Below are 10,162 nucleotides of genomic sequence, written 5' to 3'. Positions count from 1 at the left end.
CGACGGCGCGCCCTGGACCCAACAGCCGGCCGCGCCAGCGGACGCCCGTTCCTTGGTGAGCCCCGCGAACCCTCCACCAGCACCCGCGATTCACCTTGGCTTCGTGCCGCGGGAGGCGGGCCGCGCCGCTTGGTTCCCAGCTTTGTCCTGGGGCGGTGGCGGTCCGCCGCGCGGACCCAAGACGCGAACCAGCCACGACGGCGGACCGCCCGAGGTGACCGACCGCGGAGGCCGGCCACCTCGTTGCCGTTTAGCTGGCGAGCAGTTCGGTCACGTCCTCGGGGTCGGTAACAAGCACCGCACCGCCTTCTTTGAGGAGACGGTGGCATCCTGTTGAGTTGGCGCTGTGGATGCTGCCCGGGACGGCGGCGACGTGCCGGGCGATGGCTTCGGCGTGGTGCGCGGTGTTCAGGGCACCGGAGCGCCAGCGGGCTTCCACCACGCAGGTGACACCAGCGAGGGCTGCGATGATGCGGTTCCTCTGGAGGAACCTGTGCCGGGTTGGTGCCGTTCCTGGGGGCAACTCTGAGACAGTGAGTCCGTTGGCACGGATTGCGGCTGCGAGGTCCGCGTTTCCGGACGGGTAGTCGCGGTCAAGGCCGCCGGCCAGGACGGCGATGGTGGCCGCTCCATCGCCGCGGGTCCCTGCCAGCGCGGCCCGGTGCGCGTGCGCGTCGATGCCATAGGCCAGGCCGGAGATAATGCAGAGCCCACGTCCGGCCAGCCGATAGGCCATGTCCCCGGTAACGGATGCGCCATAGGTCGTGCAGTCCCGCGAGCCGGTCAGGGCAACGCATTTGGACGGGGCAGGGATTCCGTCCCCGATGACGCCGCGATACCAGAGCCCCCACGGTGCGGCCGGAAGATCATTCAGCCCTACCGGCCACAGCTCATCGTCCGGAGTGAGGAATCCGCCACCTAGGCGTTCAATAGTCGCCAGGTCGTTTTCGGGGTGCAGGTCCGGGGTCCGCCGCGCCCAGCGGCGCAGACTCTCTCCCAATGCGTCGGCGGTGACGTCCCAGAACGGAGTGGCGGGAAGGGCGCCCGTGGCAATCTTCAGCGCATCGGCGGCACCATACTTGGCCACCAGAGCCCGCCCCACGAGGTCATGAGGTTCGAACAAACGGGTCAGGGCTGCGCGTGCAATGCGATCGTTCATAGTTTCTCTCGTCCTTTGCTGAGGATCCGGCGGGTGGGGCGGCTTTGGTGACCGGCCAGCTTCCCCTCTCCCCCGGGCGTTTTTTGCCTGCTGGCGAAGCAACGCGTAGCTGTGCCCGACGGAACCGGGGCAACCCGCAGGGCAAGCAGCGGATGGATTGTGGGAGGAAATAAGCGAAGCGCCGACACAAGGCATCGGCTGCGCAGCCGTCCGCAGGACGGTTGAGCCGGTGGAGCGGGCACGTACGATCCGAAGGACAGCAGCAAAAAACAGAAAAACGCTTCTACAGCCCGAGCGAAGCGAGGACCGAGCAGTAGACCAGGGCGCCAGCTAAGCGAGGCCGGAGACCGGAGTCATCAGGCAGCGCGTGGTTGCCGGGCTACGTTGTGGTGCTCTCGCGTGCGGCACGGGCTTGCTGGTGGCGGTAAAGCGTTGCGCGGCTCCTGCCAACGAGACGGGCGGCGTCTTCAGCGGTGCGTCCCTTCGCACGGGCGTCCTGGGCGATCGCGAGTTTGTCCGCGATGACGGCCGGGTCGGATACCGGCCGGCCGAAGCGCGTGCCGTTTTTGTCGTGCTGCGGAGATGCCGGCATTGACCCGCTCGACGATGAGCTCGCGCTCATACTCGGCAAGGGTTGCAAGCATGTTCAACATCAGCCGACCAGTCGAGGTTGCCGGGTCAATGCCATCGGAGATGGACCGGACCTGAACACCGCGGCCGCGCAGCAAGGCCACCGTGTTCAGCACGTCGATCAGCGACAGGCCCAGCCGGTCGACGCGCCACACCACAACGGTGTCACCTTCCTCGGCGTACTCGAGGAGCCTTTTCATACCGGGCCGCTCCATCGCCGTCTTGCTACCGGAGGTCACGTCCGCAAAGACGTCACGTTTCTGCACACCAGCGGCAACCAGCGCGTCCAGCTGGAGCTGGGCGTCCTGGCCTGAAGTACTCACCCGTATAACCCAGTAGCCTCACAAAGCAATTCTGACTCGAAAAGCCCCGACCATGCCCGCACCGAGACGAATTGCAGTGAGACGGCTTTACGGGACGCGGACAGGTCGGTGTTTCCGCTACTCGCTCGGGCTCCAGAGGAGCCTGATGGCATGTCTCGAAAAGCTGTTGTTTTTCAAGACTCTAGGCGACGCCGCTCACCTGTCTCATAACTAACGATGAGTACTCGATTTTTGCTTAGAGGTTATGAGACATAGTTACGGGAATCGCCCCTGCCATCGTGCGTCCAAGTTCCCGCAGAAAATATGCGTCTGTGCAGGTCAAACCTCGATTCCCTCGGTGAGACGTCTCGTATCCCAAGGGTTTCGAGACAATTTGAGGCGTAACGTTCGGCGCATCCTCACCTACCTGAACTCGCGCAGGAGTTCCGCCCGCACTAGGTCCTGGCGAAACTTGCCTATGCCCTGGGCTCGTCGGTGACCTAAACCAGACGCCGTGCGATCCCTCTCCCTTCAAACTGACTTCATATTGTGGCGCGGCGAGACTCTCCGAGGATCATTCGTTGATTGGTTTCGTCAGGTTGAGGCTGATGGTCTGGCCGGGGGCCAGTTCTCCAGCTGACAGGTCTGAGAAGGCGTACCAGACCCGGCCGGTGCCGGTGAGCGGGCGGTTCGCCGATGATAGATCCGCGATCTCCGGAATCCCGAAGCGGAAAGCGATCTGGCGCTCTGTGTCCCCGGGCGCTGTGATGTAGGTCAGTGGAATCCCGTCGGCGTCGGTGGTGAAAGTGCCGTGGGCGCCATCGATCGGGACTTCACCGGGCATGAGTCTTACCTTGGTCCCCGCGGAGATAGGCTGATCTGCTGTAAGGGTCGTGTTCCACCGCAGCAACTGGTCCGTGGTGCACCGGAATTTGTATCCGAGGCTGTCGAATGAGTCGCCGTCGACTGTGGTGTAGAAGATGGTCTGGCCGAAAGAGTTGTTGACCGAAGCGCCCGAGCCGGATCTGCTATCAACAGGGTTTTTCTGGAGCTGGATGTGGTTGCCGGCCCGGATAAAGAAGACGTTGCCCTTCTCGTAAGTGAACGCGACCTTGTTTGCTTCCGCCAATTGCTCATCGGTCAGATTGAACCGGTAGGTGATGCCGGCCAAGCTGTCCTCGGGCTCTACTGTGTAGGCCGTTGGAATGCCGTTTGCGTCAAAAATGGCAGCACCGCTGGCGCCCGGCATGGGACCCTCCGGGATTAGCCGCAGCCGTATGCCCGGAGTGAGGGGAGCTCCGGGCTGGAGTCCGTTGAATCCAGCGACCTTCGCCTCGGATAGCTTGTACGCCGTTGCGACGGCCAAGAGGGTGTCGCCTGGAACGGTGATGTAGAAGTCCACGTTGCCAAACGAGTCCCGCACGGTTTCGCCAGCCAAGGCCAGCTTTGCGGCGGAAGACGCAACTGCTGTGTGGGTGGTCTTGACGGCAGCCGGTTCCGCCCCGCTTGGAGCACCCTCGTTAGTGCACCCGGCCAGTCCCAGCGACAGCACAACAACCAGCGCTGGCCCAACCAGGGGCAGGCCCATCGCCCTCTTAGATGTACTGCCAGTTCCCATCATGAATGTGCCCCCCAATAAATCCGGCGTAGCCGAGTCAAGGCCCACAACGGACCAAAAGCGAGCCTAGTGGATGAACCGTGAGCCCGCGGTCATTTTCCGAACAGGTGTGATGCTAAACGCCGCCGTGTTGGTCAGCGAGTGCTCGCAAGACAGGGCCAGTGAAACTTCTCCTATACCAAGGGGTTCAAGACAAGGCGGCGGTCCGCGAGTGAGTAGGAACCGTGGTTGGATAGCGATGTGGGGAGATGGTTGATGCGTGAAGATTTGGGCCGTGCGCTGCCAGATTCCGCTGGTCCGGGGGTTTCTGCGAATGTGGTTGGAGCAGACGCCTCAACTTCCCTTAGACGCTTGCGGTGGGGCACGATTTTCGCACTTCTATCCGCGCTGCTGGGCGTCTCTGCTTTTGCCTCCGCTGTCTGGGCTATGGACGCAGGGCCTGAACTTCTCGTGTATTTCATAATCCCGGAGTGGGCGCTCATTCTCAGCGGCCATCTCCTCAGCGGCGTCGCCGCCCTGGCAGCGCTGGTTCTGCTGCTTCCGCCGCTGGTCAGGCGGATTTCCCGCGTCTGGCTTCGCAGGCTGACCGCTGCTTTGGCTGTGTTGGCCAGCATTGCAGCGGCTCTGCCGTGGCTCCTCTACTTCGTTGGTATGGGACTGAACTCCATCTCCGCCACATACGCCCAGGCGTGGTCCAAAACCGGCGAGAGCGCCATTGTCGAACAATCAGGCTTCGACCGACAGTCCTTTTCCGCGTATTCGCAAGAGTCCTGGTTGCTCTGGCAGCGGAGCGTGAGGTGGAAGACCGCAACAGAGGGCTTGGACGCCAAAGACTGCAAGCTTGCGGGCCAAAGCAGTGACCTTGTGCTGAGCTGCGGAGCTGACGACGTCGTGATCCCGCCCCTAAATGACTAGCCGTGTTGCAGCAATTAGGAACTTTCTTTCTTCTGATGCCACGTTGGTCCGTGTGCCGGACATGAGTGGGTGACAGACGTCAGTAGAGGTTGTTGGGGGAATCGTGAACGACGATCAACTTGATGCGGCACTCCGGCGGGCCGATCCGGCAAATCAGTGGGCCATCACACCGGAGATCACTGAGGGTCTGGTGGGCGAGCTGAGGGGCATGGGCGTAGCCGGAAAGGCCTCGTATAAGGGGAGGCACCACAGGTGGATTGCGTTTCTGCTTGCTGGTGTAGCTTGTCTGGGCGGTGTCAGCGTGGCGGCGCCCGCGGTCGCGAATTTCATGGGGTTCTTCGCGGAGGATGTGGAGAACCCGCCGCCGGTTCCAACCTCTACCGGTGAGGGTCAGGTTCGGAATGAGGCCATTCCGAACTCGGAATGGATCAACCCGCTCGCCTCTGATTACGCCGATTTCACCAAGACTAAATACGCGTCGCTGCCGCTCCCGTCGGGGTATGACGAAGCACTGTTGAAGAACACCTCCGCTTCCAAGGAAGCAGACATGTACCGAGCCAACGGTCAGGGTGATGGCATCATCACCCAAGACATCGCTCCAACGGCCCGTTACGAAAACATCGTTCGATGCATCTGGCAAAAGGAGTGGCTGGACCAACACCAGCAAGGAAACGCTCAGGCCCAATCGGAAGCAGTCACAGTACTGCGCCAGTCATTGACGTGGCCGGCCACTGTCGCCACGGACGGCGGCGGGGTCGTGGAACGCATGACCCAGACCGTTTCCGCCGCTGAGTCAGGGAACGCCGCCCAAGTGGAAGAAGATCAGTGGCGCCTCGGCTGCCAGAGCCTCATCAAAGGGCTGGAGCAGTGACGCCGGCCCCTCTTGAAACCTCGACAACAACCAACACAGATGCTGCTTTCGAGGACAGTGCCCGTGCTTTGGCTCCTGCGTTGCTGGGATATTTCGTACGCCGTGTTGACCCTGTGGAGGACGCCGCGGATTGCGTGTCCGAAACTCTCCTGGTGCTCTGGCGCCAACGAGACCGGCTCCCGGCCAGCGCTGACGAGCAACGGGCGTGGAGCTTCGGTGTGGCTAAGGGTGTGTTGGCCAACTATCGACGAGGCAAGGTCCGTCGGGGCGCGCTGTCCGAAAAGCTCCGAGCCGGGCTAATGCGTGAGCCCAGCCCTGGACAGCAAGGCGACTATGAAGTGCTTACGTCCCTCGCTGGTCTCCGCCAGAAGGACCGTGAGCTGGTCATGTTGATCGTTTGGGATGGCTTCGGTGTAACCGAGGCCGGTGCGCTGCTCGGGCTGTCGGCAACGGCTGCCAGGACTCGCTACTCACGAGCCCGGAAACACCTAAGAGCGAGCATGGAGAAACAGGTCGGCTAAGGACCTCCACCAGCATGCACCGCCCTAGTGGGAAGAGTTCACGTGCTTCCGGTGAAGGATCGGCTTACGGGCAAGACCATGTCATAGGCCCCGGCCGCGGATATATGGCCGGGGACTAGGAACCGGGAACCGTGTGGGTCTTGCAGAGCTGGGCGATGCCGATGACAGTGAGTGCGGTTGTGCCCATCAGGATCAGGATCAATAGCCCCAGAAGCGGGAGCTCGTGGATGGCGAGCTGCGGAATGCGGCGCGAGGGCACTGCCAGAACGCCGACAAAGGCGCCGAGCAGGCCGAAGTAGCTGCCGGTCATGAAACTGCGGTGGGCTTTGATGTTTCGCTTCCAGATGGCCCACAGTCCCGCTGTCAGTGTGCAGAACGTCAGTACTGAGAGTGCGTGGAGCCAATTGAACCCACCGTCGATGGTTCTGATACCGAACGAGGTCAGCACCACGACATACATCGAAACAGCCCAGATCCGGCCCACGATGCGATGAACGCTGCCGCCTTTGGTCCGACGCAACAGGTTCACGGCGCCAAAGATCAGAGAGTAGCTGGCGGCGATTGCGTGAAGTGAGATCAAAACGGTCCAGGAGGAAGGCATAGTCCGGAGCCTAGCGGACCGTGCGCAGGGGGATCCCCTTATGCGCAGTCGAAACCCGTCCCATTATTTACAACTGATATGTCTCATAACCCAGGTGCCTCAAATCGCTAGGGTTAGAAGACGGTCCCCCGGAAAGTCCGCCCACAGTGGAGAGGCAGGGCACGTCGGCGACGACCTCCCGAGGCAGCTCTCCCCGCGCTATTCCGCGGTTGCCCGGAACAACGCAAAGGCAAACCTGATCCGGCCTCGGAAAGCTGCTTTTTTTCTAGACTCGTTTCCGAAGACAAGCGGGCGCCGGCTCCGACGCTGCAGCGCACTAGAACAGAGCGTCGATGGGGTATGCCCTGACGGGCAATGGCCCTATTGCAGCTCAGGCCTTCTTCTTCTTTTCCGGCCAGGGGCCGAGCTTTTCCTTGTTGCTGGTGACTTCACCGGCGCGGGTGGAGTCGGCAAGGTCGCCCACCTTGTGCACCTTCAGCGAGTTCGTGGAACCGGCCTTTCCGGGAGGGGAACCGGCGGCGATGACCACCAGGTCTCCGTCTTCGACCAGTCCCATCTCCATAAGGCTGCGGTCAACCTGCGCGGTCATCGCGTCAGTGTGGTCCACCATCTGCACCAGCACCGGCTGGATGCCCCAGGTCAGCGCCAGCTGGTTCCAGACCTGCTCCACGGGGGTGAACGCGAAGACCGGCTCGATCGGGCGCAGGCGCGACAGGCGGCGTGCGGAGTCGCCGGACTGGGTGAACGCGCAGATGTACTTGGCGTCCAGCTGGTCGGCGATTTCGACGGCGGCACGGGTGATGGCGCCGCCGCGGGTCTTGGGCTTGGTGCCCAGCGGGGGGACGCGCTCCAGGCCGTGGACCTCAGTGGATTCGATGATCCGGGCCATGACCTTGACGGTCTCGATCGGGTACTTGCCCACGCTGGTCTCACCCGAAAGCATTACGGCGTCAGCACCATCAAGCACAGCGTTGGCGCAGTCGGAGGCCTCGGCACGGGTGGGGCGCGGGTTGTCGATCATGGATTCCAGGACCTGGGTTGCCACGATGACCGGCTTGGCCCAGCGGCGGGCCAGCTCGATGGCGCGCTTCTGCACGATCGGCACTTCCTCCAGCGGAAGCTCCACACCAAGGTCGCCACGGGCCACCATGATGGCGTCGAACGCGTCGATGATCTCGGGCAGCTGCTCCACAGCCTGCGGCTTTTCGATCTTGGCGATCACCGGCACTCGGCGGCCTTCTTCATCCATGATCTCGTGGACGCGCGTGATGTCCGAGGCGTCGCGTACGAAGGACAGTGCCACCAGGTCAACACCGCGGCGCATGGCCCAGCGGAGGTCGTCCTCATCCTTTTCGCTCAGCGCGGGGACGTTGACAGCCACACCGGGCAGGTTGATGCCCTTGTTGTTGGAGACCATGCCGCCCACGGTCACCTCGGCGACCACCTTGACGTCGTCGACGGCCGTGGCACGCAGGGCCACCTTGCCGTCGTCGATCAGCAGCGCGTCCCCCACGTTGACGTCCTCGGTGAGGCTCTTCAGCGTGGTGGAGGCGATGTCCTTGGTGCCGGGAACGTCCTCGGTGGTGATGGTGAAGGTGTCACCGACGGCGAGGGCGTGCGGGCCGTCAACGAACCGGCCCAGGCGGATCTTCGGTCCCTGCAGGTCGGCCATGATGGCCACCGGCTTGTCGAGATCGGCGGCTGCCTTCCGGACGTTTTCGTAGGTGTTGTCGTGCACGGTGTAGTCGCCGTGGCTCATGTTCATACGGGCAACGTCAACACCGGCTTCCAGCACCGCGAGGGTGTTTTCATAGCTGGCAATTGCCGGGCCGAACGTAGCCACAATTTTTGCGCGTCTCATATACCTACCCTTGTTTTCTCTTAAGTGGATTGACGTACTGTCGGTGGCTCTTTGACGGGTGGGGCGCCCGATTGGCGGGAAGGTTGCCCGGGACGGGGAGTTGCGCCACGGGGAAGAATTACTACAGGTGCGGTTCCAGAAATAAGCCCGCCCGGGTATCCCGGGCGGGCTTATTTCTTCCTGCAGCGGGTGATGACTTTGCTAGAGGAGGCTTGTTCCGATGTCTTTCCCGATCCGCTGCAGCAGGGCGGCGGAGAGCTTGGGATCTTTGGACGAGTCTTGGTCGGTATATTCGGCCAGGGTGTAAACGCGTGTCAGTGCCATTTCCGACCACCGCTTTTGGGGGAGGAGGGAACGTCCGGCGACAGCGATGATGGGGCGTTCTCCGGAGCGGCGGGCGACGGCGGCGGGAAGTTTTCCGGCTAGCGTCTGTTCGTCAATACTGCCTTCGCCGGTGATGACCACGTCGCAGTTATCCTTACGGGTGTTGAAATCCAGCAGGTCCAGGAAGTAGTCCGCACCCGAGACCTGCCGCGCCCCGAGAAGGAGGCAGGCATAGCCGAGGCCGCCTGCGCTGCCCGCACCTTCATGTTCTGCCAAGGCGGTGGCATCGGCGAACCCTGCTTCGGCGAGCCTGGCCACCAGGTTGTTCAGGCCGGAATCGAGGGCGGCAACATCCTCGGGTGAGGCGCCCTTCTGCGGACCGAATACGGTAGGGGCGCCGTCTGGGCCGCGGAGGGGGTTGTGGACATCGCTTGCGAGTACGAGTTCGATGTCCGCGAGTTCGGGAAGCGGGTTTCCCGTTACGGAAGCGATCTGTCCGAGGTCCCGTCCGCTGCCCTGCAGTGGACGCCCGGCGGCATCAAGGAAGCGGAAGCCCAGAGCGGTGAGCATGCCCATCCCGCCGTCGGTGCTGGCGCTGCCGCCCAGGGCCAGGATGATCCGGGCCGGGTTGAGGCTGAGGGCGAACCGGGCAGCCTCGCCGAAACCGCGGCTGGAGGCGTCCAGTGGTTCGAGCTTTCCGTCTGGGAGCTGTGCGAGTCCGCAGGTGTTCGCTACCTCCACAACCGCCGTGACGCCGTCGAACGCGATGCTTGCCTGCACCGGCTGGCCGGTGGGGCCGGCGACGGTATGGCTGTGGCGGGTGAAGCCGGAGGTGACGGCGGCATCGACGCTGCCGTCACCGCCGTCCGCCAGGGGTAGCAGTTCGCATTGGACCTTCCCGGTCCCGGAGCCGGTCGCGGAGCGGAGCCCTGACGCGAGGGCCTTCGCTACTTCCCCGGCGGTAAGGCTGCCTTTGAATTTGTCAGGTGCGATGAGGGCACGAACGGTTTTCGGGGCGGTTGTGTTGTTCATGTCAGACGGTTTCCGAGTAGGCGGCGCGGCGGTCGTCTTTAGATGGCTCGACGTCCCCGCCGACGTGCTTGGGGCCAGCTTCTTTGGGGACGTGGTGACCATACTCGGCCAAGTCTTCGTCGATGTCGGTCACCTCATCGAGGTGAATGGGGTCCTCGGATGGCATGGGTTCGACGATTTCGCCCTTGAACACGCGGCGGGCCCGGTCGGCGTCCAGGGTGCGGTCCCACCAGGCGATAAAGAGGGTGGCGACAGCGTTGCCGGTGAAGTTCACCAGGGCCCGGCATTCGGACATGAACTTGTCGATGCCGAAGATGAGCATGATGCC

Annotated in this window: 8 protein-coding genes and 2 pseudogenes; 3 read left to right on the top strand and 7 right to left on the bottom strand. The window is 62.9% G+C overall.

Annotated features, from left to right (window positions below):
- Positions 1 to 250: 250 nt before the first annotated feature.
- The 3 genes and pseudogenes from dprA to DBR22_RS03445 all read right to left on the bottom strand — a co-directional run bounded on the left by dprA (position 251) and on the right by DBR22_RS03445 (position 3,679).
- Positions 251 to 1,159, bottom strand: a complete 909-nt coding sequence (gene dprA, locus DBR22_RS03455) for a DNA-processing protein DprA (RefSeq protein WP_108597797.1) — start codon at positions 1,157 to 1,159, stop codon at positions 251 to 253.
- Positions 1,160 to 1,538: 379 nt separating this feature from the next.
- A pseudogene (locus DBR22_RS03450) lies at positions 1,539 to 2,134 on the bottom strand (recombinase family protein).
- A gap of 531 nt (positions 2,135 to 2,665) precedes the next feature.
- Complete coding sequence (locus tag DBR22_RS03445) at positions 2,666 to 3,679, bottom strand: lytic transglycosylase (protein WP_181365007.1); 1,014 nt, start codon at positions 3,677 to 3,679, stop codon at positions 2,666 to 2,668.
- A 480-nt stretch (positions 3,680 to 4,159) separates the two neighbouring features.
- On the opposite strand from DBR22_RS03445, the gene DBR22_RS03440 reads away from it, so the two are divergent.
- The 3 genes from DBR22_RS03440 to DBR22_RS25200 all read left to right on the top strand — a co-directional run bounded on the left by DBR22_RS03440 (position 4,160) and on the right by DBR22_RS25200 (position 6,016).
- The gene (locus DBR22_RS03440; RefSeq protein WP_146187365.1) at positions 4,160 to 4,624 is read left to right on the top strand and encodes a hypothetical protein; all 465 of its coding nucleotides are present in this window, start codon (positions 4,160 to 4,162) and stop codon (positions 4,622 to 4,624) included.
- A gap of 103 nt (positions 4,625 to 4,727) precedes the next feature.
- Complete coding sequence (locus DBR22_RS03435) at positions 4,728 to 5,495, top strand: hypothetical protein (RefSeq protein WP_108597794.1); 768 nt, start codon at positions 4,728 to 4,730, stop codon at positions 5,493 to 5,495.
- Positions 5,450 to 6,016, top strand: a complete 567-nt coding sequence (locus DBR22_RS25200; RefSeq protein ID WP_108597793.1) for an RNA polymerase sigma factor — start codon at positions 5,450 to 5,452, stop codon at positions 6,014 to 6,016. Before DBR22_RS03435 ends, DBR22_RS25200 begins: the two co-directional genes overlap by 46 nt.
- A gap of 115 nt (positions 6,017 to 6,131) precedes the next feature.
- Here the strand turns inward: DBR22_RS25200 and DBR22_RS03425 are convergent, their stop codons facing one another.
- The 4 genes and pseudogenes from DBR22_RS03425 to DBR22_RS03410 all read right to left on the bottom strand — a co-directional run.
- A complete protein-coding gene (locus tag DBR22_RS03425) occupies positions 6,132 to 6,617 on the bottom strand; it encodes a DUF2306 domain-containing protein (RefSeq protein WP_108597792.1) in 486 nt (161 codons plus the stop codon).
- A gap of 370 nt (positions 6,618 to 6,987) precedes the next feature.
- Positions 6,988 to 8,478, bottom strand: coding sequence for a pyruvate kinase (gene pyk, locus DBR22_RS03420; protein ID WP_108597791.1), 1,491 nt, complete (start codon positions 8,476 to 8,478; stop codon positions 6,988 to 6,990).
- A 201-nt stretch (positions 8,479 to 8,679) separates the two neighbouring features.
- Positions 8,680 to 9,834 carry a glycerate kinase gene (locus tag DBR22_RS03415; protein ID WP_108597790.1) on the bottom strand — a complete coding sequence of 385 codons (1,155 nt, stop codon included), beginning with the start codon at positions 9,832 to 9,834 and terminating at the stop codon, positions 8,680 to 8,682.
- A gap of 1 nt (position 9,835) precedes the next feature.
- Positions 9,836 to 10,162 (bottom strand): annotated as a pseudogene (locus DBR22_RS03410) (C4-dicarboxylate transporter DctA); the annotation flags it as partial.

The organism is Arthrobacter sp. HMWF013 (assembly GCF_003061105.1).
Taxonomy (GTDB): Bacteria; Actinomycetota; Actinomycetes; order Actinomycetales; family Micrococcaceae; genus Arthrobacter.
This window is presented reverse-complemented; position numbering and strand designations above follow the sequence as displayed.